Genomic DNA, 26713 nt, shown 5'->3' on the forward strand with positions numbered 1-26713 from the left:
GGCGGGTGGTATCCCCGCCGCCTTGGCGCGTGAAAGCGCCATCCTCACGCACCCGGTGTTCTCCAGCGTGCAGTCGGAAACCGACATGCTGCGCTACCTGCGCAAGCTGGCCGACAAGGACCTGGCGCTGGACCGCACCATGATCCCGCTGGGCTCGTGCACGATGAAGCTGAACGCCACGGCCGAGATGATCCCCATCACCTGGCCCGAGTTCGCGCTGGTGCATCCGTTCGCGCCCGCCTCGCAGAGCAAGGGCTACGACGAGCTGATCACGCGCCTGTCGGCCGCGCTGTGCGAGATCACCGGCTACGACAACATCAGCCTGCAGCCCAACTCGGGCGCGCAGGGCGAATACGCCGGCCTGCTGGCGATTCGCGGCTACCACCAGGCCAACGGCCAGCACCAGCGCAACGTCTGCCTGATCCCGTCGTCGGCCCACGGCACCAACCCCGCGTCGGCGCAACTGGCCGGCATGGACGTGGTGGTGGTGGCCTCCGACGCCAACGGCAACGTCGACCTGGTCGACCTGCGCGCCAAGATCGAACAGGTCGGCGACAAGCTGGCCGCGCTGATGATCACCTACCCGTCCACGCACGGCGTGTTCGAGGAAGCCGTGACCGAGATCTGCGACCAGGTGCACCAGGCCGGCGGCCAGGTGTACCTGGACGGCGCCAACATGAACGCCATGGTGGGCGTGGCCAAGCCGGGCAAGTTCGGCTCGGACGTGTCGCACCTGAACCTGCACAAGACCTTCTGCATCCCGCACGGCGGCGGCGGCCCGGGCGTCGGTCCGGTGGCGGTGCGCGCGCACCTGGCGCCGTACCTGCCGGGCGTGGTGAACGAGCAGGGCAAGCTGCCCGGCGAAGCCAAGGTTGGCCCGGTCTCGGCCGCGCCGTTCGGCTCGGCCGGCATCCTGCCGATCCCGTTCGTGTACATCGCGCTGATGGGCGCTGACGGCCTGCGCCGCGCCACCGAAGTCGCGATCCTGAACGCCAACTACATCGCCACCCGCCTGCGCGATCACTACCCGGTGCTGTACGCGGGCCGCAACGGCCGCGTGGCGCACGAGTGCATCCTGGACGTGCGTCCGCTCAAGGAAACCAGCGGCATCAGCGCCGAGGACATCGCCAAGCGACTGATGGACTACGGCTTCCATGCTCCCACCATGAGCTTCCCGGTGGCTGGCACGCTGATGGTCGAGCCAACCGAATCCGAAGGCGTGGCCGAGCTGGACCGCTTCATCGAGGCGATGATCTCGATCCGCGAGGAAATCGCCCAGGTCGAGCGCGGCGAACGCGACCGCGAGGACAACGTCCTGAAGAACGCGCCGCACACCGCGCAGATGCTGCTGGCCGAGGAATGGCTGCACGACTACCCGCGCCAGCAGGCCGCCTACCCGGTGGCGTCGCTGCGCGAGGCCAAGTACTGGCCGCCGGTGGCGCGCGTGGACAACGCCTATGGCGACCGCAACCTGGTGTGCGCCTGCCTGCCGGTCGAAGCCTACGCCTGATGCCGCGAGATGGCTCGCCCTTTGGGCGGGTCATCGAGGCCCGCCTGGCGACAGGCAAAAAAAACCCCCATCGCATGATGGGGGGTTTGCTTTTGCGCGGCCGTCTTACTTCCTGGCCGGCGCCGCCGACATCGCGGTGGCGAAGTCCTCGGTGATGCTGAAGTAAGTGTTCAGCAGGATCTGCAGGTTCTTCTTGCCGATGCCGCCTTCGGCATTCATGTCCATCTGCAGCACGGCCTGGTTCTTGTCGTCCAGGTAGGCGCGGGTCCAGCGGTATTCCTGGTTCCAGGCGTTGATGGCCTTGAGCGTGGCCGGCTTCTTGCTGGCGTAGGTCGCGGTGGCGACCAGGTCGTAGCACTTCTCGGAGAAGTCGTTGCACAGAAATTCCAGGCGCAGGTCGGTGGCGCCGGTGCTGCCTGCGTCCAGGATCAGGACCGGGCCTTCGTCGCCGTCGGTCTTGCGCGTGCTGTAGCCCATGTCCTCCAGCATGTGGACGACCGTGTCGACGTCGAACTCGTTCACGACGTCGGCGTTGCTGGTCGCGGCCATGTCGTCGTCCATGGCGGTGGCCCCGGCCGCCGGCTGCGCTTCGTACTCCTCGTCCATGCCTTCCTCGCCGGACATGTCGTCGTGCATCCCGGCTGCGCCCAGCAGGCCCGAGAACAGTTCCTCGGCGGGGATCTTCTTGCCGTTCAGGTCGCCCATGCCGTCGGCGAAGTGGAACTTGCCGACGATGTTGTCGCCGTCGTTCTTGCCGACGTTGAGCATCTCGGCCATGCCGGACATGCTGCGGATGTCGTCGGCGGCTTCGGCCTCGGCCTTGTCGGCGGTCAGGCCGTTTTTCTTGATGGCGTACTGCACCATCAGATCCTGCACCATCGGCTTGGAGATCACCAGGGTGGCGTCGATCTGCTTGATCGCCTTGACCAGGATTTCCTGCGGCGTCAGATCCTTGACGTCAGACGGATTGGCCAGGTCCAGCGTGAAGTTCAGCTTGCTTTCGCCTTTGGCCGTCTTCCAGCTGATCGGGTCGATGCTGAACGACGGGTTGCCGGCCAGGACCTTGCCCGCATTGTCCAGCAGCAACTGGAACTGTTCGTCGTTCAGGCCTTCGTCCTGGGTATCGGCCATGTATTGGCCCATGAACTGGTTGTAGGTATCCGACAGTTGCTTGACCGCGGCGCCGTCCAGCCTGGACAGCTTGATCACGGCCTGGCCATTGCCCAGCACCACGTCGTTGACGTTCAGGTCGCCGGTCTGGTAGGCGGCCTGGATGTTGATGTTCTTGTCGTCTTCGCTGAGCTTGACGGTGTAGCCGAAGTTGTCGAGCACGACCTTGACGTCGGCGTCGGGCTTGACGACTTCGGTGCGCTGGATCTTGATGCCCGAGTCGCCGACCGACAGGCCGAACTTGCCCATGCGGCTGTCCACATTCATGGAAAGACCCGACAGCACCATCTTGATGGGATCGTGGCTCTTGGTGCCGTCCACGGCCAGCGTCTCGGTCGTGGCGTTGGCGGTGACGGCCTGCAGGCCGCGGTCGAAGGTGCCGGTGATTTCCATGCCACTGAAATCGACCGAGTTGCCGTCGTGGGTGACCTTGACCGGCGCGATGCGCGAGGTCGAGGCGGTGTTGCCGCCAAAGCTGATGACCGCATCGGAAACCAGCGGCGGGACATCCTTGGTCAGCTCGAACACCGGCTTGACGTTGTCGGTCTTGGCCAGTTCGGCGTGGACGAAGGCCAGCTTGGGGGCGATGGCGCCGCGCGCCAGCGCGCTCTTGGGGAACGGGCCGTGTTCGATGCGGGTATCGAATTCGATCATGCCGACGGGCATGTCGCTGGGGGATTTGTCGTTCCTGACGAACGACAGTCCATAGCGCGCCTGGGTCGAGAACAGGCCGCGTTGATATTGGAGCTGGTCGATGCGCAGGCCGAACAGGGGCGTGATCCGGGCCAGTCTCTCATTGGTTTCGGCCAGGCGGCGCTGGGTACTTTCCTCGATACGTTTGCCGGTGTACCACGTGGCGCCTACCCAGCTTCCCGCTCCCACTATGACCACCGCAAGGGTGATCGCTACGCTCTTTTTCATCGTTTTGCTTTGTCGTTGATTGTCGAGTCTTGTCCGAGCGGCGCGGCGCCATGGCTAGGCACGGGCGGCTGGGACGCGTTCATCGGCCTGTCAGGACCCGCGGCGAGTATACCGAGGTGGGATGGCGTCTTACCGCGCGCCCAGTTACCGAAGATTTCAAAATGAAAGCCGGCGCCCTCGGGCGCCGGCCGTATTGTCGACAAAGCGGCGGTTAAAGCGGGTCCAGCGGGTAGATCGGCCGGCGCACGTGCTTGAAGTCCAGTTGGGCGTAGTCCGAAGTCGTCACGCCGACCCCCGTGCATTCGATGACCTCGGTGGCCATGGCGGAAAAGCCTGCGCGCCAATGCACCCGGCTCTTGAGCACCACGTAGCGCTTTTGCAGCGGGTCGATCCCCGCCGACAACAGGCAATTGATATCGAAGGGCTCCTGGTGGCGCGACACCACCACGATCTCGACCCGCCCGGTATCGATCACCACGGTCAGGCCGGTGTCGTTGCGTACGCCCCGGTACATGGGGCCGCGGTTCAGGTAGACCCCGTCGAACACCAGCTTGACCCGGCCAGTCACGGTCAGCGGTTCGCCGCGTCGATTGATGGCTGGCATGTCCACCTTGCCGCCCAGGGGCAGGGTAACGGTGCTGCCGACGCCCGCCGTGGCGGCTTCGCGCGCCGCCTGCGGATCGCAGATGGCGTAGAACACCACGTTGTCCAGTTCCTGGCGCAGCACTTCGGCCAGCACCGCGGTGGTGTCCATGGTGCCGCCGGAGCCGGTATTGTCGTAGTGGTCCAGCAGCACCACCGGTCCCTGCTCGATGGCCTTGGCCCGGGCAATGGTGGGCGCCAGCGGCTCGGAATGGAACACCCATTTCGCGCGGTCGTTCCAGGCGCGGTCCAGCAGCTCGTCGCGGTATTGCTCCGCCTGGGCCAGGTTGGCGTCCGTACAGACCACGGCGCTCAGGCCGGCCTCGCGGATGTCGGCGTGGGGGAAACCCACGAACACCGAGGCCGCCAGCACGCCGTCGGCCTCCAGCTGGCGGCAGCGTTCCTGCAGCGACTTGTTGGGATCGGCGTGGGTGCCCTGGCACATGACGTGCGGCAGCATGGGCTTGCCGCCCCAGGTCATCACGGGTTTGATCTCGCCCTTGAGCGTGCGCACGATGACGTTGGCCGCGCGCACGCCGGCCTCGCGGATGTCGACGTGCGGATAGGTATGGAAGCCGCTGATGACGGTGGCGTTGTCGACGATGTCGGCGTAGATGTTGGCGTGCATGTCCAGCGTCACCGCCACCGGCGTGTTGGGATCGATCTCGCGCAGGCGGCGCAGCAGGTCGCCTTCGGCGTCTTCCACGCCTTCGGCCACCATGGCGCCATGCAGGTCCAGCAGGATGGCGTCGTAGCCGCCCTTGCGGACCTCGTCCAGCACCCGCTTGCACAGCAGCTCGTGGGTCTCGGCGCTGGCCGGGCCGCTGGGCCAGGACTCGGCGGCCACCGGCACCACGATCTCGGCGCCGACGCGGCGCGCCACCTCGATGTAGCCGCCCAGGCCGCTGTCGGTGTTCTCGTAGGCGCGGATGGCGCGGTCGCCGGCCAGGATTTCAGGATTGCCGCGGAAAAAGCGCGCGAGCGGGGTCGGCACGGGCGAGAAGGTGTTCGTCTCGTGCTTGATCATTGCCAGAAGCCAACGCATGGAAATTCCTGTGGTTGCCAAAGGGGAAAGGATCAGGCGGCCTGGGGCGGCTGCGGCCAGGGATGCTGCGCCGGGCGCATGCGTTCCCAGGCGCGGGCCACGCGCAGCACGCCAAGGTCGTCGAAACGGGCGCCGGCGATCTGCAGGCCGATCGGCAGGCCGGCGCGCGTGTAGCCGCAATTGACCGACGCGGCCGGCTGCTCGCTCATGTTGTACGGCAGGGTGTAGCCGATGTGGTGCATGGTGGTGGCCACCTCGTTGGTGGGCGCGGCCCACTCGGCGTTGTAGGCCACCACCGGCGCCACCGGCGACAGCACGTAGTCGTAGGGGGCGGTGGCGGCAACGGTCCTGGCGCGCACGTTGAGGGTTTCGTAGTAGCTGCGGAACACGGCCTCGCCGGATTGGCCGCCGCCGCTTTCGGCCCAGGCGCGGATGAACGGCAGGATCTTGTCGCGGCGCGCTTGCGGCAGGGCCCTCAGGTCAATGGCCGAGCGGGTGCGCCAGAAACGGTCGACGCCGTCCAGCATCTCCGGCGTCATCCACGGCTTGAGCGGCGTGACGATGGCGCCGGCCGACTCGAACAGTCGGGCCGCGGCTTCGACGGCGGCGCGGATCTCCGGGTCCAGCGGCAGGCCGCAGCCGGCCTCCAGTTGCAGGCCGATGCGCAGGCCGCGCACGTCGGCATCCAGGTTGAGCCAGTCGAAGTCCTGGAACGGCAGGCTCATGTGGTCGCGCGCGTCGGGTTGCGACAGCACGCCCATCATCAGCGCGGCGTCAGCGATGTCGCGCGTCATGGGGCCGGCGCAGCGGCCCATGAAGGGCGGGTCGATGGGAATGCGGCCCAGGCTGGGCTTGAGCGTGGCGATGCCGCACCAGGCGGCCGGCAGACGCACCGAGCCGCCGATGTCGGTGCCGATGTGCAGCGGGCCGTAGCCCGCCGCCGCCGCCGCCCCGGCGCCGGCGCTGGAGCCGCCCGGGTTTTTGCTCAGGTCCCAGGGGTTGCGCGTCAGCGCATGGAAACTCGACAGTCCCGAGGACAGCATGCCGTAGTCGGGCATGGTGGTCTTGCCCAGCACCACGGCGCCGGCCTCGCGCATGCGCGCCGCCGGCGGCGCGTCGGCCGTGGCGGGCGTCAGGTCGGTGGCGGCCGTGCCCAGCGGCACCGGCACGCCGCGGGTGGCGATGTTTTCCTTGATGGTGGCGGGCACGCCGTCCAGCGAGTAGCCGCCGCAGGCCTGCGGCTCGCCCTTCATCCAGCGCGCCTCGGAGGCGCGCGCCTGCGCCAGTGCCTGGTCGGGATCGAGCGCGTAGGTGGCGTGGATGTGGGGTTCCCAGCGCGCGATGTGGTCGAGCACCGAGCGGGTCGCCTCGACCGGCGACAGGGTCTTGTTGCGATAGGCGGCCAGCAGTTCCTGGGCCGAGAGTTCATGCGGTTGCGACATGGCGGGTTCCGATTGCGTGGGATGCCTGGGTTGATTGGGACGCCTCAGGCGGCGGGGGCCGCCAGCCCGGCCGCCACGGGCCGGAAGTTGCGGAAGTCCCAGTCGCGCCCGGGTGCCGCGTCGATCAGGGCGCGGGTGTACTCGTGGCGGGGATCGGTCAGCACGGCCTGCGCGGCGCCGGTCTCGACGACCTTGCCGCGTTGCATGACCATGATGGTGTCGCAGATCTGCGCGGCAACGCGCAGGTCATGCGTGATGAACAGCACGCCCACGCCGGTGCGCTCGCGCACCTGCTCGAGCAGTTCCAGCACCTGCGCCTGCACCGACACGTCCAGCGCCGACACGGCTTCGTCGGCCACCAGGATCTCGGGGTCCATCACCAGCGCGCGGGCGATGCAGATGCGCTGGCGCTGGCCGCCGGAGAATTGGTGCGGATAGCGCCGCATGGCGTCGGGGCTGAGCCCGACCACCGTCAGGGTCTCGCCAGCGCGTTGCTCGGCCTTGTCGCGGGGCACGCCGAAATTGAGCAGGCCTTCGATGATCGACTCGCCCACGGTGCGGCGCGGGTTGAGCGAACGGTACGGGTCCTGGAACACGATCTGGATGCGCCGGCGCACCGGCCGCAGGGCCGCGCCGGACAGGGTGCTGAGGTCTTCGCCGCCCATCATCATGTGGCCGGCGGTGGGCTCGATCAGGCGCACGATGCAGCGCGCCACCGTCGATTTGCCCGAACCGGATTCGCCCACGATGCCCAGGATCTCGCCCTTGCGCAGCGTCAGGTTGACGTCGGCCGCGGCGATGACGTTCTGCGGCGCGCGGCGCGAGAACAGCGAGCCCTTGCCGCCGTAGGTGCGGCCCAGGCCCTTGACGTGCAGCACCGGCTGGCCGGCGGGCGCTTCGCGGTGCGAGGGCACCAGGCTGGGCACCGACGACACCAGGCGGCGCGTGTACGATTGCCTGGGTTCGGCCAGGATTTCGTTGCGCGTGCCGCTTTCGATCAGGTCGCCGCGGTTCATCACCACGATGCGATCGGCGATCTCGGCCACCACGCCAAAGTCGTGCGTGATGAACAGCACGGCGGTCCGGTGCTTGACCTGCAGTTCCTTGATCAGCAGCAGGATCTGCTTCTGCGTGGTGACGTCCAGCGCCGTGGTCGGCTCGTCGGCGATCAGCAGCTTGGGCTCCAGGATCAGCGCCATGGCGATCACGATGCGCTGGCGCTGGCCGCCCGAGAGCTGGTGCGGATAGGCATCGTAGATGCGCTCGACGTCGGGCAGGTGCACCGAGCGGAACATGTCCAGCACCTTGGCGCGGCGTTCGGCCGCCGACATGCGGCGATGCAGCCGCAACACTTCGTCGACCTGCTTGCCAACGGTGTGCACCGGGTTCAGGGCGGTCATGGGCTCCTGGAACACCATCGCCATGCGGGTGGCGCGCAGCTCGCGCAGGCGGCGCGGCGTGGCGTTGGCCACGTCTTCGCCTTCGACATGGATCGAGCCCGCGCTGATGCGCAGCACGCCCGGCGGCAGCAGGCCCATGACGGCCAGCGAGGTGACCGACTTGCCCGAGCCGGATTCGCCGACCACGCACACGGTTTCGCCGGCATGCACGTCCAGGCTCAGGTTGCGCACCACGCGATTGCCGGCGCCGCCGACTTCCACCGACAGGTTGCGAATGGCCAGGATGGCGGACGAGTTGTCGCCCGCGGGGGGAGTGGGAGAGTAAGTCATCGGCATCAGATCCTGCGCACCATTTTCGGGTCGAGGGCATCGCGCAGCGCGTCACCCAGGATGTTCACGCTGAGCACGGTCAGCGACAGGAACAGGCCCGGGAACAGGATCAGGCCGGGCAGCATGCGGAAGTACATGCGGCCCTCGGACATGATGTTGCCCCAGGAGGCGATCTCGGGCGGGATGCCCGCGCCCAGGAAGCTGAGGATTGCCTCTGTCAGCATGGCCGAAGCGAACACGTAGGTGCCCTGCACGGTCAGCGGCGCGATGGTGCTGGGCACCATGTGGCGCCACAGCAGCAGCGGCAGCGGCGTGCCCAGGGCCAGCGCGGCTTCGACGTACGGTTCGCCGCGCACGCTCAGGATCTGGCCGCGCACCAGCCGCACCACCCGCGGAATCTCGGGGATGGTGATGGCCACCAGCACTGTCGTCAGGCTGGCACCGGTGACCGATACCAGCGCGATCGCCAGCAGGATGCCAGGGATCGCCATGATGGCGTCCATGGTGCGCATGATGATGCCGTCGAGCGAGCGGAACCAGCCGGCGATGACGCCCACCACCAGCCCGATGGCGACACTGACGACTGCCGCGCCCAGGCCGGCGATCAGCGAGACGCGCGCGCCATAGGCCACGCGCGACCAGACATCGCGGCCGAACGCGTCGGTGCCGAACAGATAGTCGGTGAACGGCTGTTTGAGGCGCGCGCCGGGATCGATCAAGGTGGGGTCGACCGTGCCCAGCAGCGGCGCGAACACGGCGATGGCGATGATGGCGACCAGCACTACCAGGGCCAGCATGACCGGCCAGCTTCGCAGGCCCTGGCGGATCTGGCGCCAGGCGGTGACATGGGGCGTGCCGCCGCCGGGGAGGTCGGCGGCCGCTTGCGCGGCGGCGTCGGTTGGCGTTTGCATGGCGTGGCCTCAGTATCGGATACGGGGGTCGAACACCGTGTAGGCGCAATCGACAACCAGATTGATGAACACGTAGACGAAGGCGAAGAACAGGGTCAGGCCCTGGATCACCGGGTAGTCGCGCGCCAGCACGGCTTCCACCACCAGCCGGCCCAGGCCGGGGATGTTGAACACCGATTCGGTCACCACCACGCCGCTGATCAGCAGCGCGATGCCCAGCCCCACCACCGTGGCGATGGGCACGGCGGCATTGCGCAAAGCGTGGCCCAGCAGCACGCCGGTCTCGGTCAGGCCCTTGGAGCGGGCGGTGCGGATGAAGTCCTCGCCCATCACCTCGATGACGCTGGTGCGCGTGATGCGGGCGATCAACGCGATATAGACCGTGGACAGCGCCAGCGACGGCAGGATCAGCCGGTGCAGGAACAGCCAGAAGCCGTTGGCCAATGGCGTGTAGCCCTGCACGTTGAACCAGCCGAGCTTGATGGCGAAGGCCCAGATCAGCAGGTAGCCGGTGACGAACACCGGCACCGAGAAGCCCAGCACCGAAAAGCCCATGACGGCGCGATCCAGCAGCCGGCCCTGGCGCCATGCCGCCAGCACGCCCAGCGGAATCGCCACGAGCAGCGTGAAGACCAGCGTCAGTATGGCCAGGCTCAACGACGGTTCGAGGCGCTGGCCGATGAGCTGGGTGACCGGCACGCCGGACATCAGCGAGGTGCCGAGGTCGCCCTGCAGCAGCTTGCCGCCCCAGATGAAGAACTGCTTGGCCACCGGCTGGTCCAGGCCCATCGTCTGGCGTATCTGTTCGATGCGCTCGGGCGTGGCGCCGTCGCCCGCCATGATGATGGCCGGATCACCCGGGCTCAGACGCAATATCGCGAAGACCACCACCGCGACCATCACCAGCACGGGGATGGTCGCGAGGAGCCGGCGTGAGACGAATGCCAGCATGTATTTCCCCCTGAACTACCTGCCCGTCACGGGGCTTTTTTCACATTCCAGAACGCGAACACCGGCGCATGCACCAGGCCCGAGAGCTTGGTGGAGTAGACGGTGGGCACGGACATCTGGCCCAGCGGCACGTACAGGCCTTCGTCGATGCCGATGCGCTGCAATTCATCGGCGATCTTCTTCTGTTCGGCCGGGTCGGAGGTCAGCGCGAACTTGGTGCGCAGTTCCTCGACCTGCGGGAAGTCGGGCCAGCCGAACCAGGCATTGTCGCCGTTGGCCGCGGCCGGCGCCGAGCGCACCGGATCCATCACGTCGGTGGCGTACCAGTTGGTGTTGTGGATGTTCCAGCCGCCTTCGGCCGGCGCCGCCTTGGAGGCGCGGCGGGTCGCCACGCTCTGCCAGTCCATCGCCGCCAGGTTGACGTTGAAGCCGGCCTTGCGCAGCGCCTGGGCCATCACCACCGGCTGGGCCGACAGCGTGCCGACGTCGGTGGCGTGCATCATCAGGATGGGGGTGTTGTCGTAGCCGGCTTCCTTCAGCAGGGCCTTGGCCTTCTCGATGTTCGAGGGCACCACCACGTCCTTGCCGATGTCCGATTCCAGCGGCGTGCCGCAGCCCCACAGCGAGGCGCAGGTCTTCCAGTACTTGGGATTGCCGACCAGCGCCTTCATCACGTCTTCCTGGCCGATGGCATACATGGCGGCCTGGCGGATCTTCTTGTTGTTGAAGGGCGGGTATTTGAAGTTGAAACGGTACATCGTGAAGTAGCCGACCGGGCTGAGCGACTCCTCCTTCAGGTCCTTGTTGCCTTCGACCATCGGCAGCAGGTCGTAGGGGAACTGTTCGACGAAGTCGATCTCGCCGCCCAGCAGGGCGTTGGCGGTGGTCAGGGCGTCGGGCATCACGTCCCATTCGACCTTGTCCACATTGACCACCTTGCCGCCGGCCAGGCCGCTGGCGGGTTCCTTGCGCGGCACGTAGTCGGTGTTCTTGACGTAGACGGTCTTCACGCCCGGCTTGAATTCGGCCACCTTGAAAGGGCCCGAGCCGGTCATGTCGGTGATCGGTTTGCCGACCGGCTGTTCGGCGATGCGCTTGGGCATCATGAACGGCGCGGTGCCGGTGGGCTTGGACAGGGCGCGCAGCGCCAGGTCCGTGGGTTCCTTCATGACGATGCGAAAGCTCTTGTCGTCGATGACTTCGATCTTGTCGGTGAACTTCAGCAGCGTGCGGCCCATGCCGTCGCCGGCCGCCCAGCGCTTGATCGACGCGACGCAGTCCTCGGCCGTGACCGGCTTGCCGTCGTGCCATTTCTGGCCCGGACGCAGGGTCATGGTGTAGGTCTTGCCGTCGGCCGAGACATCCCATTTTTCCAGCATCTGCGGCTGGATCTTGTTGTCGGCATCGGTGGCCAGCAAGGTGTCGTAGATCATGTAGCCGTGCCACGTCGTGATGTACGCGGTGGTGGCGTGCGGATCGGTCAGGCGCAGCGGCGAATGCATCACCGCCTTGATGACGGTTTCGGCATAGGCGCCATGGGCCATCAGCAGGGTGGCGCCGGCGAATGCGGCCGCGCGGACGAACTTGAGCATGAAATTCCCCTTTTATGCGGAGTGAGCGGCGCGTCTGCCGCTACGTCGTTGACACGCCGCGCCTGCGGGCGGCATGTGAGGGTCAGTCGGCTGCGGCATCGGCAAAGACCGGGCCGCAAGGCGCCATTCTGATGCCGGGACGCAAGCGTGTCCATGGTTGTTTTGCCGCATCCATCAGCATCGAGCCCGGTGCGGCGCAAACCAGGATCGTGTGGGCGATCGGTGTGAAGTCGGCACGGAAATGCGCCGAGCTTTTCACCGCCAGGATGGCCGCGCGGCGCGGTTCGATGCCGGCGAAACGGAACATTTCCTGGTCGGCCATCTGGACCTTGTTGGAAGCCACCACGACGCGCACGCCGCCGATCCGCAGACAGGCGCTGGGCCCCAGGTCCATGTGAAAGCCGCGGTAGAACGCGCCGTGCGTGTCGAAGCGGCCATCGGAAGTTTTTTCCACGACGAACTCCGCGTCCAGCGGTTCGTCGTCGGGAATACCCGAGTGTCCACCTAGTGCAATGCGGACCGTTTTACCAACGCCGGCGCGATGCGCGGCCAGCGCCGCTTGCGGATCGACGATCAGGCCGATGGCGGCATCGCGCGCCTGGTGGCGGATCAGCGCGCGCAGCAGGCCAGTGGTGTCGGAACTGCCGCCCGCGCCGGGGTTGTCCTGCGCTTCGGCGATGACGACCGGCGCATTGGCCTCGCGCGCCAGGCGCAGGGCGGTCGTGACGGCGTCGTCGGGTGAATACAGGGTGCCGCCAAAGTCGCGTTCGGCTTCGAGCACTGCGCGCGCCAGCGTGTCGGCGGCCGCATCGGCCTCGGCCTGGGTAGCGCCGTAGGCCCACACCGCCGGCAGGCAGTCGGGGAAGTCCGCCGCGGGAAAACCGGTGGCCAGCGACGCGCTCTGGGCGCCGCGCGCCTCGATGTCGCCCACCATCTGGTACAGGCTGCGCGCCGGTTCGATGTCGGTCGATTGCCAGCACAGCGGAATCAGGTAGGGCAACTGCCGCAGCGCCACGCAGGGCCGCGGCGCGCCCGCCAGGCGCTGTGCCAGCAGGGCGGCGGCGCGCTGGCCGGTCTCGGCCATGTCGATGTGCGGATAGGTGCGGTAGCAGACCAGCGCGTCGGCGTAACGCACCATTGCCGCTGTCATGTTGGCGTGCAGGTCGAGGCTGGCCACCACCGGCACGTCGGGGCCGACCAGCGCGCGCACGCGCTTGAGCAGTTCGCCTTCGCCGTCGTCCAGGTGCTCGGTGACCATTGCGCCGTGCAGGTCCAGGTACACACCGTCCAGCGGCATGGCCGCTCGCAGGCCCTGCAGGATCAGCGCGCTGATGCGTTCGAACGCATCCTCGGTGACCGGGCCGGACGGGCTGGCCGCGGCCCAGGTTGCCGGCAGCAGCGTGTGCTGTCGCATGGCCTCGATGAAGCCGGCCACGGGAATGTTGGCGCCCGCCACGGCCTGGAACATCGCCGGACCGCTGACCAGCTTCGGCCAGCCGCCGCCCTTGTCGGCAAAGTCTTCCCAGGCCGCGCGCGAGGGCGCGAACGTATTGGTTTCATGCTGAAAGCCGCCGATCCCGATGCGCATCAGGATTCCCCTTGTTGTGTGTCTTTCGGCAAAACCCCGGCCGCCTGGCGGCTCGGGGCGGTGAGAGCGTCTACATGATTACTTGGCCACCGGCATGGTGAATTCCGCGCCCTTGGCGATGCTGTCCGGCCAGCGCTGCATCACGCTCTTGTAGCGCGAGTAGAAGCGGATGCCTTCCTCGCCATAGGCGTGGTGGTCGCCGAACAGCGAGCGCTTCCAGCCGCCGAACGAGTGCCAGGCCATCGGCACCGGGATCGGCACGTTGATGCCGACCATGCCCACCTTGATCTGGCGGGCGAAGGCGCGCGCCACGCCGCCGTCGGACGTGAAGCAGGCCACGCCGTTGCCGAATTCATGAGCGTTGATCAGTTCGACCGCGGCGGCGAAGTCGGGCACGCGCACCACGCACAGCACCGGTCCGAAGATCTCCTCGCGGTAGATGTTCATGGTGGGCTTGACCTTGTCGAACAGCGTGCCGCCCAGGAAGAAGCCCTTTTCGGCGCCCGGCACCGTCAGGCCGCGGCCATCGACCACCAGCTCGGCGCCGGCGGCGACGCCGTCCTCGATGTAGCCGATGACCTTGTTGCGGTGCTGGGCGGTGACCAGCGGGCCCATTTCGGCGTCGCCCTGCATGCCGTCCTTGACCACCAGGGCCTTGACGCGCGGGACCAGGCGTTCGATCACCTTGTCGGCCACGTCGCCCACCGCCACCGCCACCGAGATCGCCATGCAGCGCTCGCCGGCCGAGCCGTAGGCCGCGCCCATCAGCGCGTCGGTGACCTGTTCGAGGTCGGCGTCGGGCATCACCACGAGGTGGTTCTTGGCGCCGCCCAGGGCCTGCACGCGCTTGCCGCGGCGCGTGCCTTCGGCGTAGATGTATTCGGCGATCGGGGTCGAGCCGACGAACGACAGGGCCTCGACGTCGGGGTGCGCGATCAGCGCGTCCACGGCCTGCTTGTCGCCGTGCACCACGTTGAACACGCCCGGCGGCAGGCCGGCTTCGGTCAGCAGCTCGGCCAGGCGCAGCGAGGCCGAGGGATCGCGTTCGGACGGCTTGAGCACGAAGGTGTTGCCGCAGGCGATGGCCACCGGGAACATCCAGCACGGCACCATCATCGGGAAGTTGAACGGCGTGATGCCGGCCACCACGCCCAGCGCCTGGCGCATGCTCCAGTTGTCGATGCCGCCGCCGATCTGGTCGGAATACTGGCCCTTGAACAGTTGCGGAATGCCGCAGGCGAATTCGACCACTTCGATGCCGCGCATCACTTCGCCCTTGGCGTCCGAGAACACCTTGCCGTGCTCGCGCGTGATCAGTTCGGCCAGTTCGTCCTGGTGTTTGTCCAGCAGCGCCTTGAAGTTGAACAGCACGCGGGCGCGCTTGAGCGCGGGGGTTTCCGACCAGGCCGGAAAGGCGGCCTTGGCCGCGGCCACGGCCAGCGCCACTTCGTCGGTGGAGGCCAGCGGCACGGACGTGATGATCTCGCCCGTGGCCGGATTGAAACCGTCGGCGTAGCGGTTGCTGCGGCCATCGTAGGGCTGGCCGTTGATGTAGTGGGAGAGGTTCTTCTTCATGGGAAAGCTCGGAGCGGGGTTCTTTGAAAACGCCGGAGGGCGGCCCGGGGCCGCCCGCCGTGGTGTGCGATGCGCGGCGCCTGCGCCGCGCCGGGGGACTACGCGACTTCCTTGAGCACCTTGCCGATCTGCTCGAAGATCTGGCCGATCTGGGCCTCGTCGATGATCAGCGGGGGCGAGACGGCGATGATGTCGCCGGTGTAGCGCACCATCAGGCCGCTGTCGAAGCACTTCTGGAACACTTCGGCGGCGCGCGCGCCCGGCGCGCCGGCGCGCGGGGCCAGCTCGACGCCGGCCACCAGGCCCAGGTTGCGCACGTCGATGACGTGCGGCGCGCCCTTCAGGCTGTGGGCGGCCTGCTCGAAGGCGCCGGACAGCTTGCGGGCGCGGGCGAACAGGTCTTCGCGGCGGTAGATGTCCAGCGTCGCCAGGATGGCGGCGGCCGCCAGCGGGTGGGCCGAATAGGTGTAGCCGTGGAAGAACTCGATGCCGCCGGCCGGGCCGTTGACGATGGCGTCATGCACCTCGCGGCGCACCGCGACCGCGCCTGCCGGCACGGCGGCGTTGCTGACGCCCTTGGCCATGGCGATCAGGTCCGGCGTCACGCCGAAGAATTCCGACGCGGTGGCCGCGCCGAGGCGGCCGTAGGCGGTGATGACTTCGTCGAAGATCAGCAGGATGCCGTGCCTGGACGTGATCTCGCGCAGCTTTTCCAGGTAGCCCTTGGGCGGGATCAGCACGCCGGTGGAGCCGGCCATGGGTTCGACGATCACTGCCGCGATGGTCGAGGCGTCGTGCAGCGCGATGATGCGCTCGAGCTCGTCGGCCAGGTGCGCGCCCCAGGCCGGCTGGCCCTTGGAGTAGGCGTTCTGTTCCAGGTTGTGGGTGTGGGGCAGGTGATCCACGGCGGGCAGCAGCGCGCCGGAGAAGGTCTTGCGGTTGGTCGAGATGCCGCCGACCGAAATGCCGCCGAAGCCCACGCCGTGGTAGCCGCGCTCGCGGCCGATCAGGCGGGTGCGCTGGCCTTCGCCGCGGGCGCGGTGGTAGGCCAGGGCGATCTTCAGGGCGGTGTCGACCGATTCGGAACCCGAGTTGGTGAAGAACACGCGATCCAGGCCTTGCGGCATGAAGCTGGCGACGGCCGTGGCGGCCTCGAAGGCCAGCGGATGGCCGAGCTGGAAGCCTGGGGCGTAGTCCATGATGCCGGCCTGGCGCGAGATCGCCTCGACGATCTCCTGGCGGCCGTGGCCGGCATTGACGCACCACAGCCCGGCGGTGCCGTCCAGCACCTGGCGGCCGTCGGCCGAGGTGTAGTACATGCCCTTGGCCGACGCCAGCATGCGCGGGTGCGCCTTGAACTGCTTGTTGGCGGTGAAGGGCATCCACAGATGGGACAGGTCGGGCAACTCGGCGGGGGCGTTCATGGTGGCTCCAGGGCAAGGACAAACGCCGGGCCTGCGCCAAGTGGGGCGGGCGGCCGGCGGGATGCGATTGATTCTGGTCCGTCCCGGGAGGAATGAAAATATACAATCCGCGCAAACCGGGCTAACTGTATAGTTGCAGGCATGACAACTGTACAGATAGCGTAGCGCCGTGATCGATTTCCAGCCCGTCCGTGCCCGTGGCCAGGCGCCGACCCTGGTGGACCAGGTGGTGGCGGCCGTGCTGCGTGCCATCGAGGCGCAGTTGCTGCGTCCGGGTATGTCCCTACCTTCGGTGCGCGAGTTTGCCCGGCAACACCAGGTCAGCACCTTCACCGTGGCCAGCGCCTACAGCCGCCTGGTGTCGCTGGGCTGGCTGGCGGCCCGGCCTGGCGCTGGCTACCGGGTGGCCTCGCCCGACGCACCGGCGCGCCGTGGCGAGCCGCAGTCCTGGGAGCCGCCGCGCCTGAACGCGGCCTGGCTGCTGTCGGACATCTTCGCGGACCACTCCATCCCCATCAAGTCGGGCTGCGGCTGGCTGCCGGGCGAGTGGCTCAATGAAGAGGGGCTGCACATGGCGCTGCGGCACATGGGCCGGGTGCCGGCCATGCGCATCGCCAACTACGGCCATCCCTATGGTTACGCGCCGCTGCGCGAAACCATCGCCGCCGCGCTCGGTGCGCAGGGCATGGAGGTCGAGGTATCGCAGGTGCTGCTGACCCAGGGCGTGACGCACGGCCTCGACATGGTGATTCGCACGCTGCTGCGGCCGGGCGACACCGTGCTGGTCGAACAGCCGGCCTACGCCAACCTGCTGCAGATGCTGCGGCTGGCCGGGCTGCGGGTGGTGCCGGTGCCGCGCACCCTGGACGGCCTGGATTGCGAGGCGCTGGAGCAGGCCGCGTCGCAGCACCGGCCGCGGGCGCTGTTCGTCAACACCGCCCTGCAGAACCCGTCCGGCGCCAGCATCAGCATGGCCAACGCCTTCCGCATCCTGCAGTTGGCCGAGCGCCATGGGCTGTGGGTGGTCGAGGACGACATCTCGCGCGAACTGGCCCCGGGCGTGACGCCCATGCTGGCGGCGCTGGACGGGGGGCGGCGGGTGGTCTACCTGGGGGGGTACTCCAAGGTCATCAGCCCGTCGGTGCGGGTCGGCTACGTGGTGGCGCACCGCGACCTGACGCGCGACATCGCGCGCACCAAGATGGCGGTGGGGCTGACGTCGCCGGAGATCATGGAGCGCATCGTGCACCAGGTGATCCGCGAAGGCCGCTACCGGGCCCACATCGAGCGTACCCGCGAACGGCTGGCCCAGGCCCACGCGTCGGTGGCGGGGCTGATGGCGCAGCATGGCTTCGAGATCTATGCGCGGCCCCAGGCTGGATTGTTCCTGTGGGCCAAGGTGGCCGGCCAGTGGCGCGAACGCGGCGCCAACGGCCTGGCCGGATTGGCGCTGAAGGACGGTATCTGGCTGGCGCCGGGATCGTATTTCGAGGTCGACGAGGCCGATACGCCCTGGGTGCGCTTCAACGTGGCGTATTCGGAAGCGCCGGCGCTATGGCGTTTCATGCGCAATGAGGGCGCGGCCTGATCTTGTGGACCGGGTTCGGGCGGCGGGCGCCGCCCGGCGGTCTCAGGCGCGTTCGTACGTCACGAAGTCGTAGCGGTAGCCATTTTCCTCGGGTTGCGCCGCGCGCGCGGTTTCGCGCCACTGGAAGCCGGGCAGCAGCGGAAAGAAGGCATCGCCCTCGACCTCGGCGTGGACCTCGGTGGCCAGGATGCGGCTGGCCAGCGCCAGGGCCTGCGTGTAGATCTGCGCGCCGCCGATGACGAAGGCTTCGGCGCTGTCGCCACAGGCGGCGACGGCGGCCTCCAGCGTCGGCACCACGGTGGCGCCGGCGGCCTCGTAGGCGGGGTTGCGGCTGATCACGATGTTGGCGCGGCCAGGCAGGGGCCGGCCGAGCGATTCCCAGGTCTTGCGGCCCATGATGATCGGATGGCCCAGCGTGCTGCGCTTGAAATGCGCCAGGTCGCCCGGCAGTTTCCAGGGCAGGGCGTTGTCGCGGCCGATGGCGCGATTGGTGGAATAGGCGACGATCAGGGTCAGGCGGGCGGACATGCGGTCGGGGGCGCTCAGGCAAGGGAAGCCGGCGTGGCGGCGGGAAGGCTCCAAGCGTAGCAAATCTGGCGGGCCGGGGCGGGCCGCATTGCCGTGGCGGCGGCCCGCAAGGCGCCGGGAACGGCTCAGCCGGCGGCGTGCTCCAGGAATTTGTCGGCCGGCATCGGCTTGCCCAGCAGGAAGCCCTGCAGCGAATCGCAGCCCAGGCCGGTCAGGAACTTCTGCTGCGCCGAGGTCTCGACCCCCTCGGCCACGATGCGCAGGTTGAGCTGCTGCGCCAGTGCGACGATGGCCGAGACGATGGCGGCGTCCTCGTTGTCGTTGTCCAGTTGGTTGACGAAGCCGCGGTCGATCTTCAGTTCGGTGGCCGGCAGGCGCTTCAGGTACAGCAGACTGGAGTAGCCGGTGCCGAAATCATCGATCGAGATGGTCACGCCCAGCCCCGACAGGCGCTTGAGCACGGTCAGGCTGGCCTCGGCGTCGCGCATGGCGGTCGACTCGGTCACTTCCAGCGTCAGGCAGGAGGGCGGAACGTCGTGGCGAGCGAGCGCGCCGCGCACGGTTTCGACCAGCCCGGAATGGGCGAATTGCAGCGCCGAGATGTTGACGGCGATGGTCCAGTGCCCCTGTCCGGCATTGATCCATTCGCGCATCTGGCGGCAGGCCTCGTTGATGACCCATTCGCCGATCGACAGGATCAGCCCGGTCTTTTCCGCCGTCGGGATGAACTGGTCCGGACCCACCAGGCCGCGGGTGGGATGGTTCCAGCGCAGCAGCGCCTCGGCGCCAATGATGGGGCCGGACGGCGCTTCGTATTTGGGTTGGTAGTGCAGCACGAACTGGCCGCGTTCCTGCGCCAGGCGCAGGTCGTGCAGCAGTTCGATCTGCTCGTGCGCGTCGGCGTTCATCGACGGCTCGAAGAAGCTGTAGCCGGTGCCGCCCAGGCGCTTGGCGTGGTACATGGCGGCGTCGGCATTGGTCAGCAGGGCGTGGGTGTCCTCGCCGTCGTTGGGGTAGATGGCGATGCCGACACTGGAGGTCACCAGCACCTCGTGCCCGTACACCACCACCGGGCGCGCGATCGCCTCGATCAGGCGGTCCGCCACGTTGGCGGCGTCGGTGGGTTCCACCACTTCGCTGAGCACGATGAATTCGTCGCCGCCCAGGCGCGCCACCGTGTCCTGTGTGCGCAAGGTCTGGCGGATGCGCTGGGCCAGGTCGATCAGCAGGGCATCGCCGGTATGGTGGCCGTAGGCGTCGTTGACCGCCTTGAAGCCGTCCAGGTCGAAGAACAGCACGGCGAAATAGCCCTTGCGGCGGCTGGCGCTTTCGATGGCCTGTTCCAGCCGGTCTTCCAGCAGGATGCGATTGGGCAGCTTGGTCAGCGTGTCGTGCAGCGCCAGTTGCACCAGCTCTTCGTTGGCTTCGGCCAGCGAGGAGGCCAGCGCCGAGGTCCGGGCTTCCAGGCGATTGTCCAGCACCGCCACCACCAGGGCGATGGCCAGCACGCTGAGCGTCACGGCGGTCACGGCGATGGCCAGCCATCCAGCCGAGATGCCCGTGTTCGCTGCCATGCAGATGCTGCCTTCCGGGAACCCCGCTGCCTCCATGCCGGTATAGTGCATGCCGACGATGGCCAGCCCCATGACCACGGCCGCCAGCGGCCGCGACAGGGCCACGCGCGGACCGTCCTGGCGCAGGCGGTAGGTGATCCACAGCGCCGCGCCCGATGCCGCCACCGCGATCACGATGGATACGATGAACCAGGCCGGGTCGTAGACGATGCCGGGCGCCATGCGCATGGCGGCCATGCCGATATAGTGCATGGCGGCGATGCCAGCCCCCATCAGCAGGGCGCCGCTGACCAGGCGGCGCCAGGGCAGTTCGTCCTTGCAGACGATCCACAGCGCGAACGCGGAACAGCCCATGGCGATGGCCAGCGACAGCACCGTCAGCGGCAGGTCGTAGCCCATCGGGATGGGCAGGTTGAATGCCAGCATGCCGACGAAATGCATGGACCAGATGCCGATGCCCATGGCCAGCGCGCCGCCCGCCAGCCAGTAGCGCGCCGCCGGCAGCCCGCTCGCCGCCCGCACGCGGTTGGCCATACCCAGCGCCGTATACGACGCCAGGATGGCGACCCCTAGGGATACGAGGACGAGCGAAGGGTTATATGTTCCAACGAGCATTTTTGGGGTCCTGTCCTGAGCGCATACAGCCGCCGCGCCGGCCTCAATTCAAATCAATTAGTAGTCAACGGTTGCAACTTGGCCGCACGGGCATCCTGCTGTTGACGCTGGCGATTCACATACTCTCTTTTAGGGATGGGGGGGTGCGGCGCCGCCCTGCAGGCGGTCGGCGAAACCGGCGAATGATCCGGTGACGCGGCGAGTGGCAGGCACGGCGCGGCAAGGGCCGTTCAGCAGCGACGGCGCGCAGCGCTTGCAGGAAGCGCGTCCGAGGCTAAGGGATGGGTTATACCGAAAACGCGCCTCCAGATGCTCACCAATCTTCACCTGGGCGAGGCGCCGTCGAGCGGGAGCCGGCTCAGACCGCCATGGGAGCGGTCAGGGGGGCGTGATGGGTGTAACCGGCCAGCGAGAAATCGCCCGGTTCGACCTGTTCGAGCCATTGCGGTTCGTAGCGGCCGGTCTGGGCGAAATCGGGAATGCGGTCGGACAGCACCAACCGCGGCGCCTCGTGTGGCGTACGGGTCAGTTGCTCGCGCAGCATCGGCAGGTGGTTTTCGTAGATATGGGCATCGCCGATGAAATACGTGAACCAGCGCGGCGTGTAGCCGGTCAGCCGGCCGACCAGATGCAGCAGGGCCGCGCCTTCGGTCAGGTTGAACGGCGTGCCCAGGCCGACATCGTTCGAGCGGATGTACAGGCACAGCGAGATTTCGCGCGTGGTCGCGTTCGGCAGGAACTGGTAGAGCAAGTGGCAGGGGGGCAGCGCCATTTCCTCGATCTGCGCCCAGTTCCAGCCATGGAACAGGATGCGGCGGTCGCCTGGACGCTCGTGGATGGTGTCCAGGCACTGGCGCAATTGGTCGACCGCCTTGTACAGCAACACCTTGGGCGCGCCATCGGCCTGCAGGTCGGCCACTTTGGTGTAGCCGCGCGCCAGGGCGTCGGCGATCTGGCCCTCGCGGCCTGCGTCCAGCAATTTGTAGGCGGGCCATTCGCGCCATTGCACGCCATAGACCGGACCCAGGTCGTCGATGCCTTCTCGGTAGGGGTTGGCCAGCCACTGGGCATTTTCGTTGGCGTTCTGGTCCCAGACCTTGCAACCCAGTTCACGGAACGCGGCGGCGCTGCGCACGCCGCGCAGGAAGCCGACCATTTCGCCGATGGCGGACTTGAAGGCCAGTTTTTTGGTGGTGACGGCCGGAAAGCCCTGTTGCAGGTCGAAGCGCAGCGAGGCGCCCGGCATGCTCAGCGTGCGTATGCCCGTCCGGTTTTCCTGCCACGCGCCGGTGTCCAGGATGGATTGAACGAGGTCCAGGTATTGTTTCATGGGAACAGAATCAGAAAAGGCTGAAGTGGCGTCGGCGTCAGGCCGCCGCGGGGGCTTCCTGGATATCGACGATATCCACCGAAAAGGTCAGCTCGGCGGTTTTTTCGAGCATGGCGGAAGCCGAGCAGTATTTCTCGTGCGACAACTGCACCGCGCGTTCGACCGCCGCGCGCGGCAGGTTGCGGCCAGTGACGGTGAAAGCGAAATGGATGCGCGTGAACACCTTGGGGTCGACATCGGCGCGGTCGGCCCGCAGCTTGACGCTGCAGCCGGTCACGGCGTGGCGGCCGCGCTTGAGGATCAGCACGACATCATAGGCAGTGCAGCCGCCGGTGCCGGCCAGCAGCATTTCCATGGGGCGGGGCGCCAGGTTGTGGCCGCCGCCATCCACCGCGCCATCCATCACGGCTACGTGGCCGCTGCCGGTGCTGGCGGTAAAGAGCATGCCGTTGGGGCCGCCCCAGTCGATCGTGCATTCCATTTCTCGGATCCTTGTGCTTGAGCGCAGTCAATGGCCGATGATACCCGTTGCGTACAATTCCAGGCGTGAGAGCCCCGCCCCGCATCAGGGGTGTGTGCCGCAATCCAGGAGTTGTCCATGTTCCCCTCCCTGTCCCCCACCGCTTCCGCCAAATTCCCCCGCCGTGCGTCGCCGTTGGACGCACTGCTGGCCGAGGCCGATCGGGCCTTGCGCGTGCTGTCCGGCAGCGCCAGCGCCGGCCGGCCCAACCCGGCCACCGCCGAGGAGGCGCCGGGCACCCTGTCGACGCAGGAAAAGCGCCACGCGGCCGGGCTGATGCGGGTCAACCACGTAGGCGAGGTATGCGCCCAGGCCCTGTATCGTGGCCAGGCCGCGGTGTGCCGCGAACCCGGTCCGCGCAGCCTGTTGCTCGAGGCTGCTGGCGAGGAAGTAGACCACCTGGTGTGGTGCAACCAGCGCCTGACCGAACTGGGCAGCCGTCCAAGTCTGCTCAACCCGGTCTGGTATGCCGGTTCTTTCGCGCTCGGCCTGCTGGCCGGCTATGCGGGGGCGCCGCGCAACCTGGGCTTCATGGCCGAAACCGAGAAGCAGGTCGAGGCGCACCTGGAAGGGCACCTGCGTACCCTGCCCGAACAGGACGCGCGTTCACGCCAGATCGTGCAGAAGATGAAGGACGACGAGGCCCAGCACCGTGCCAGCGCCGAAGCCGCCGGCGGGGTGCCGTTGCCTGGCCCGGTCAAGGCCGCCATGCGCGCGATGTCCAAGGTCATGACGACGACGGCGTATTGGGTCTGAAGGTGGCGATGCGATGCCACGCCTCGGGGCATCAAAATGTTGCGATGCGCAATAATTGCCGCAACATGGTGCCGGGCGCACCTTTTTAGTGCAAATCATAGGGCGGGATTACCCGGTCCAGGCTAGGGTAAATCCGCAAGGGGTAAACCCGTTTGGCAATAACCCGCCTTTTTTGAAGGGCATTGCTGGGTGCGGCTTTGCGGGCGATGGCGGCAGGCGTTGCGGCAAAAATGCAACGCTCGCTCCGACGCCAAGCCGCGCGAAAAAAAATTCTTGCATCGCACAAAAAAACTCGATACTATGCATCTCATCGGATGTTGAAACGCAGTCGGCGCGGTGCAAAACCCCGACAGCGCAGCGAGCAAAACGGCTCCCAACATGCCACGGTTGTCTCCTCCACCCTCCTCCTTTGGTGGATTTAGCCCGAGATCTCACGATCTCGGGCTTTTTTTTAAGGAAAACAAATGCGTCCCCATTTATTGCGGAGCCGTTGCGGGACGCGGCCCGGCAAGGCGCGGGCGAGGATTTTTCCCCCCGGCTGCCGTCCTGATGGCGGACTCCGCGTTTTCCCTTGGATATTTCGCGTGCGCAGGGGCGGAAAGCTCTACAATCATTTGGTGAAATCCGTATTTCCGCAGGCCCGCGGTCGCGTTGCGGAGCCTCCCTTGAACCGGGGGCGCAAGCACACGTGCCAGCCCGGTCCGCGGTCGTTACGTTCTGTCCCGGTGAATTGCACTTCCTTATCCCTCCCATATATGGGCGTTACACCTGCCGCCGATAATGACCGGCCTGTCTCGATAGACCAACCAGAGGTGACCCTGTGACCTGGCTGTACATATGCGTGGTCGCGTTCATGGTGGGGGGACTCATCGTGGCGTCGGAGCGATGGCATGGCGCCTTCACCGGCGACAGCGATCTCAACAAGCCGCAAGCGAACCATTCGCGCGCCACGCCGCGCGTTGGCGGGCTGGCCGTGCTGGCGGGCACGCTCATGGGCCTGCTGGTGCTGGGGCCCGACAACATGACCCTGGCCTGGCTCTGGCCGGCATTGTTCGTTTCGGCGCTGCCGGTGTTCGTGGCGGGCTTGCTCGAAGACATCACCAAGGACATCGGCGCCAGCAAGCGCCTGCTGGCCGCCTTCGCGTCCGCCGCGATCGCCTGGTGGTTGCTGGGCGGTGTCAGCCGCGTCGGCATGGCGCCGGTGGACTACATCCTGTCGTATTGGCCGGTCTCCCTGGTTTTCACCATGTTCGCGGTGGGCGGCTGTACCCATGCGCTGAACATCGTCGACGGCATGAACGGCCTGGCCGGCATGGTGGCGACGCTGATGGCGGTATCCATCAGCCTGGTCGCGCTGCAAGTGGGCGACGTGCCGATCTTCCTGGTCGCCGCGGCCCTGGCATCGGCCACGCTCGGGTTCCTGGTATGGAACTTCCCCTTCGGGCGCGTGTTCCTGGGCGACGGGGGGGCGTACTTCCTGGGCTTCATGCTGGCCGAACTGGCCGTGCTGCTGGTGGTGCGCAATCCGTCGGTGTCGCCGTTCTACGCCTTGGCGGTGTTGTTCTATCCCGTCTTCGAAACCGGCTTCTCGATCTGGCGCCGCCGCTTCAAGCGCGGCGTGCCGGTGGACCAGCCGGACGCCCTGCATCTGCACCAACTGGTCTTCCGCCGCCTGGTGCGGGTGACCTTCAGCCGTGGACGCCGCCATGCAGTGCCGGCGCTATGCAACGCCCTGGCCTCGCCCTACATGTGGGTACTGGCCCTGATAGGCCTGGTGCCGGCCACCATCTGGTGGGACAACGCCTGGGCGCTGGGCGCCAGCCTGCTGGTCTTTGCCGGCGTTTACATCTGGCTGTATGCGCGCCTGGTGTCCTGGCGCCGGCCAGGATGGCTGCTGCTGCCGTCCGTCCTGCGGGCCGATTAAGTTTTTGGGTGCCCCGGTGATTCCCGCCGGGGGCCCGGTTATCCATCACCCCGACCATATTTAAAATGCCGTGATCGTTCTTACGGTAAAGGGAGAGTTATGTTGCGTATTCAGGATGTGAAACTCGCGGTCGTCGGCCTGGGCTACGTCGGCCTGCCGTTGGCGGTCGAGTTCGGCAAGAAGCGATCGGTTATCGGTTTCGACATCAATAGCCGCCGCATCGAGGCGCTGAAGGCTGGCCATGACCACACGCTGGAAGTCAGCGATGCCGAATTGGCGGACGCCAAGCAACTGAGCTACACCGCCGACCGCGCCGAGCTGGGCCAGGCCAACGTCTTCATCGTCACCGTGCCCACGCCGATCGACGAATACAAGCAGCCCGACCTGACGCCGCTGGTCAAGGCCAGCGAGACCATCGGCGCGGTGCTCAAGCGCGGCGACATCGTCATCTACGAATCCACCGTCTACCCCGGCGCCACCGAGGAAGACTGCGTGCCGGTGCTGGAACGCGTGTCGGGCCTGAAATTCAACGTCGATTTCTACGCCGGCTACAGCCCCGAGCGCATCAATCCGGGAGACAAGGCTCACCGCGTCAGCACCATCAAGAAGGTCACGTCGGGCTCGACGCCGGAAGTGGCCGAGCTGGTGGACCAGCTCTACAAGCAGATCATCACCGCGGGCACCCACAAGGCCTCCAGCATCCGCGTGGCCGAGGCCGCCAAGGTGATCGAGAACACCCAGCGCGACGTCAACATCGCGCTGATCAACGAACTGGCGCTGATCTTCAACAAGATGGGCATCGACACCGAAGCGGTGCTGCAGGCCGCCGGCACCAAATGGAACTTCCTGCCGTTCCGTCCGGGCCTGGTGGGCGGTCACTGCATCGGCGTCGACCCGTACTACCTGACGCACAAGGCGCAGTCGATCGGCTACCACCCCGAGATCATCCTGGCGGGCCGCCGCTTGAACGACTCGATGGGCGGCTACGTGGTGTCGCAACTGGTCAAGGCCATGACCAAGCGCCGCATCCACGTACAGGGCGCGCGCGTGCTGGTGATGGGCCTGACCTTCAAGGAAAACTGCCCGGACCTGCGCAATACCCGCATCGTGGACATCATCAAGGAATTGGGCGATTACAACGTGGCCGTCGATGTGTACGACCCTTGGGTGGACCCCGAAGAAGCCATGCACGAATACGGCATCGCTCCGGTCACCCAACTCGACGAAGGCAAGTACGACGCCGTGATCCTGGGCGTGGCGCACCAGCAGTTCGCAGATATGGGCGCCGAAGGCATCCGCAAGCTGGGCAAGCCGGAACACATCCTTTACGACCTGAAGTACGTGTTGTCGCCCGCCGAATCCGATCTGCGCCTGTAA

At 67.1% G+C, this 26713-nt stretch carries 19 protein-coding genes; 5 read left to right on the forward strand and 14 right to left on the reverse strand.

Annotation, left to right across the window (positions count from 1 at the left end):
* A partial coding sequence (gene gcvPB / locus AC6LKG_RS08880; protein ID WP_498163975.1) for an aminomethyl-transferring glycine dehydrogenase subunit GcvPB occupies positions 1 to 1510 on the forward strand: 1510 nt, incomplete at its 5' end.
* Positions 1511 to 1615: 105 nt separating this feature from the next.
* Here gcvPB and AC6LKG_RS08885 read toward each other — a convergent pair.
* From AC6LKG_RS08885 to aptA, 10 genes are all read right to left on the reverse strand, one after another.
* Entirely contained in the window at positions 1616 to 3601 is a 1986-nt protein-coding gene (locus AC6LKG_RS08885; protein ID WP_498163976.1) for a DUF945 family protein, read from the reverse strand.
* Positions 3602 to 3812: 211 nt separating this feature from the next.
* Positions 3813 to 5288, reverse strand: a complete 1476-nt coding sequence (locus AC6LKG_RS08890) for a M81 family metallopeptidase (protein ID WP_498163977.1) — start codon at positions 5286 to 5288, stop codon at positions 3813 to 3815.
* A 32-nt stretch (positions 5289 to 5320) separates the two neighbouring features.
* Positions 5321 to 6730: an amidase gene (locus AC6LKG_RS08895; RefSeq protein ID WP_498163978.1), complete on the reverse strand. Its 1410-nt coding sequence runs from the start codon at positions 6728 to 6730 to the stop codon at positions 5321 to 5323.
* 44 nt (positions 6731 to 6774) lie between these two features.
* Positions 6775 to 8460 carry an ABC transporter ATP-binding protein gene (locus AC6LKG_RS08900; RefSeq protein WP_498163979.1) on the reverse strand — a complete coding sequence of 562 codons (1686 nt, stop codon included), beginning with the start codon at positions 8458 to 8460 and terminating at the stop codon, positions 6775 to 6777.
* A 5-nt stretch (positions 8461 to 8465) separates the two neighbouring features.
* Positions 8466 to 9371, reverse strand: a complete 906-nt coding sequence (locus AC6LKG_RS08905; protein ID WP_498163980.1) for an ABC transporter permease — start codon at positions 9369 to 9371, stop codon at positions 8466 to 8468.
* A gap of 9 nt (positions 9372 to 9380) precedes the next feature.
* Positions 9381 to 10322: an ABC transporter permease gene (locus AC6LKG_RS08910; protein WP_498163981.1), complete on the reverse strand. Its 942-nt coding sequence runs from the start codon at positions 10320 to 10322 to the stop codon at positions 9381 to 9383.
* Positions 10323 to 10348: 26 nt separating this feature from the next.
* Entirely contained in the window at positions 10349 to 11914 is a 1566-nt protein-coding gene (locus tag AC6LKG_RS08915; protein WP_498163982.1) for an ABC transporter substrate-binding protein, read from the reverse strand.
* 82 nt (positions 11915 to 11996) lie between these two features.
* The gene (locus tag AC6LKG_RS08920) at positions 11997 to 13502 is read right to left on the reverse strand and encodes a M81 family metallopeptidase (protein WP_498163983.1); all 1506 of its coding nucleotides are present in this window, start codon (positions 13500 to 13502) and stop codon (positions 11997 to 11999) included.
* 78 nt (positions 13503 to 13580) lie between these two features.
* Entirely contained in the window at positions 13581 to 15077 is a 1497-nt protein-coding gene (locus AC6LKG_RS08925; protein WP_498163984.1) for a CoA-acylating methylmalonate-semialdehyde dehydrogenase, read from the reverse strand.
* Positions 15078 to 15175: 98 nt separating this feature from the next.
* On the reverse strand, positions 15176 to 16501 hold the full coding sequence (aptA, locus tag AC6LKG_RS08930; RefSeq protein WP_498163985.1) for an omega-aminotransferase AptA: 1326 nt from the start codon (positions 16499 to 16501) through the stop codon (positions 15176 to 15178).
* A 169-nt stretch (positions 16502 to 16670) separates the two neighbouring features.
* Here aptA and AC6LKG_RS08935 point away from each other — a divergent pair, with 169 nt between their 5' ends.
* On the forward strand, positions 16671 to 18089 hold the full coding sequence (locus AC6LKG_RS08935; protein ID WP_498163986.1) for an aminotransferase-like domain-containing protein: 1419 nt from the start codon (positions 16671 to 16673) through the stop codon (positions 18087 to 18089).
* A 42-nt stretch (positions 18090 to 18131) separates the two neighbouring features.
* Here the strand turns inward: AC6LKG_RS08935 and AC6LKG_RS08940 are convergent, their stop codons facing one another.
* From AC6LKG_RS08940 to AC6LKG_RS08955, 4 genes are all read right to left on the reverse strand, one after another.
* Positions 18132 to 18617 (reverse strand): dihydrofolate reductase, encoded by a 486-nt coding sequence (locus AC6LKG_RS08940; RefSeq protein ID WP_498163987.1) that lies wholly within the window; start codon positions 18615 to 18617, stop codon positions 18132 to 18134.
* Between the two features lie 125 nt (positions 18618 to 18742).
* Complete coding sequence (locus AC6LKG_RS08945) at positions 18743 to 20806, reverse strand: putative bifunctional diguanylate cyclase/phosphodiesterase (protein WP_498163988.1); 2064 nt, start codon at positions 20804 to 20806, stop codon at positions 18743 to 18745.
* A 358-nt stretch (positions 20807 to 21164) separates the two neighbouring features.
* Positions 21165 to 22136 (reverse strand): thymidylate synthase, encoded by a 972-nt coding sequence (locus AC6LKG_RS08950; protein ID WP_498163989.1) that lies wholly within the window; start codon positions 22134 to 22136, stop codon positions 21165 to 21167.
* Between the two features lie 37 nt (positions 22137 to 22173).
* Entirely contained in the window at positions 22174 to 22617 is a 444-nt protein-coding gene (locus tag AC6LKG_RS08955) for an OsmC family protein (protein WP_498163990.1), read from the reverse strand.
* Positions 22618 to 22734: 117 nt separating this feature from the next.
* Between AC6LKG_RS08955 and coq7 the strand changes: the two genes are divergently transcribed.
* The 3 genes from coq7 to tviB all read left to right on the forward strand — a co-directional run bounded on the left by coq7 (position 22735) and on the right by tviB (position 26713).
* Positions 22735 to 23412 carry a 2-polyprenyl-3-methyl-6-methoxy-1,4-benzoquinone monooxygenase gene (gene coq7, locus AC6LKG_RS08960; RefSeq protein ID WP_498163991.1) on the forward strand — a complete coding sequence of 226 codons (678 nt, stop codon included), beginning with the start codon at positions 22735 to 22737 and terminating at the stop codon, positions 23410 to 23412.
* Positions 23413 to 24232: 820 nt separating this feature from the next.
* The gene (locus AC6LKG_RS08965; RefSeq protein ID WP_498163992.1) at positions 24233 to 25336 is read left to right on the forward strand and encodes an MraY family glycosyltransferase; all 1104 of its coding nucleotides are present in this window, start codon (positions 24233 to 24235) and stop codon (positions 25334 to 25336) included.
* Between the two features lie 99 nt (positions 25337 to 25435).
* On the forward strand, positions 25436 to 26713 hold the full coding sequence (tviB, locus tag AC6LKG_RS08970) for a Vi polysaccharide biosynthesis UDP-N-acetylglucosamine C-6 dehydrogenase TviB (RefSeq protein ID WP_498163993.1): 1278 nt from the start codon (positions 25436 to 25438) through the stop codon (positions 26711 to 26713).

It is taken from the genome of Achromobacter sp. 46006 (assembly GCF_059761975.1).

What these genes read in the sequence shown, in the direction of transcription:
- AC6LKG_RS08885 (WP_498163976.1), bottom strand. Translation starts at nt 3,601, where the DNA reads ATGAAAAAGAGCGTAGCGATCACCCTTGCGGTGGTCATAGTGGGAGCG.
- AC6LKG_RS08895 (WP_498163978.1), bottom strand. Translation starts at nt 6,730, where the DNA reads ATGTCGCAACCGCATGAACTCTCGGCCCAGGAACTGCTGGCCGCCTAT.
- AC6LKG_RS08955 (WP_498163990.1), bottom strand. Translation starts at nt 22,617, where the DNA reads ATGGAATGCACGATCGACTGGGGCGGCCCCAACGGCATGCTCTTTACC.
- aptA (WP_498163985.1), bottom strand. Translation starts at nt 16,501, where the DNA reads ATGAACGCCCCCGCCGAGTTGCCCGACCTGTCCCATCTGTGGATGCCC.
- AC6LKG_RS08920 (WP_498163983.1), bottom strand. Translation starts at nt 13,502, where the DNA reads ATGCGCATCGGGATCGGCGGCTTTCAGCATGAAACCAATACGTTCGCG.
- AC6LKG_RS08950 (WP_498163989.1), bottom strand. Translation starts at nt 22,136, where the DNA reads ATGAAACAATACCTGGACCTCGTTCAATCCATCCTGGACACCGGCGCG.
- AC6LKG_RS08915 (WP_498163982.1), bottom strand. Translation starts at nt 11,914, where the DNA reads ATGCTCAAGTTCGTCCGCGCGGCCGCATTCGCCGGCGCCACCCTGCTG.
- AC6LKG_RS08890 (WP_498163977.1), bottom strand. Translation starts at nt 5,288, where the DNA reads ATGCGTTGGCTTCTGGCAATGATCAAGCACGAGACGAACACCTTCTCG.
- AC6LKG_RS08900 (WP_498163979.1), bottom strand. Translation starts at nt 8,460, where the DNA reads ATGACTTACTCTCCCACTCCCCCCGCGGGCGACAACTCGTCCGCCATC.
- AC6LKG_RS08910 (WP_498163981.1), bottom strand. Translation starts at nt 10,322, where the DNA reads ATGCTGGCATTCGTCTCACGCCGGCTCCTCGCGACCATCCCCGTGCTG.
- AC6LKG_RS08925 (WP_498163984.1), bottom strand. Translation starts at nt 15,077, where the DNA reads ATGAAGAAGAACCTCTCCCACTACATCAACGGCCAGCCCTACGATGGC.
- AC6LKG_RS08905 (WP_498163980.1), bottom strand. Translation starts at nt 9,371, where the DNA reads ATGCAAACGCCAACCGACGCCGCCGCGCAAGCGGCCGCCGACCTCCCC.
- coq7 (WP_498163991.1), top strand. Translation starts at nt 22,735, where the DNA reads ATGTTCCCCTCCCTGTCCCCCACCGCTTCCGCCAAATTCCCCCGCCGT.
- tviB (WP_498163993.1), top strand. Translation starts at nt 25,436, where the DNA reads ATGTTGCGTATTCAGGATGTGAAACTCGCGGTCGTCGGCCTGGGCTAC.
- AC6LKG_RS08940 (WP_498163987.1), bottom strand. Translation starts at nt 18,617, where the DNA reads ATGTCCGCCCGCCTGACCCTGATCGTCGCCTATTCCACCAATCGCGCC.
- AC6LKG_RS08945 (WP_498163988.1), bottom strand. Translation starts at nt 20,806, where the DNA reads ATGCTCGTTGGAACATATAACCCTTCGCTCGTCCTCGTATCCCTAGGG.